The following is a 448-nucleotide window of genomic DNA, read 5'->3' as shown; positions in this document are numbered from 1 at the left end:
GCCGTCGTGCCGCCGGCCCAGCCACCGACATTGCGCCCGGTGAAGTGCGCCAGCTCTGATTGCGCGGCGAGCGGGTTGTCCTGGCCGAGCAAGTGCGTGGCGCGTTGGCCGGTCATCACGGTGTCGGCGGCGGTGGCGAGCAGGCCGGCGGTGCGTAGCGCTTGGCCTGCAGATAGCTCGCCTGCCAACAGTTCGGCGGTTGTGAAGCCGCGTTGCGATACTGGTGTGTACGACGGATGCGGTGTGGCGCCTGCGCCTTGGCGGATGCTGGGCGCAGCACCGCCGATGGTTGTCGGCGTGTCATCCAAGACCTGCTGTACCAAGGCCGCGTTGGACTCGGATAACCTCACGCGCCCGGCATCCTCGGCGTGCGCGATGGCCATGCGAAATTCCTCGCGGCCGGCGATCTCGCGGATGACGGCATCGCGTTCATCCGGGACAGCGACCA

General features: G+C 68.3%; 1 pseudogene. It reads right to left on the bottom strand.

Features of this window, described 5'->3' with window-relative positions:
* Positions 1-448: pseudogene (locus tag XcuCFBP2542_RS19085) on the bottom strand (hypothetical protein); the annotation flags it as partial.

The organism is Xanthomonas cucurbitae, assembly GCF_002939885.1.
GTDB lineage: Bacteria > Pseudomonadota > Gammaproteobacteria > Xanthomonadales > Xanthomonadaceae > Xanthomonas > Xanthomonas cucurbitae.
This window is presented reverse-complemented; position numbering and strand designations above follow the sequence as displayed.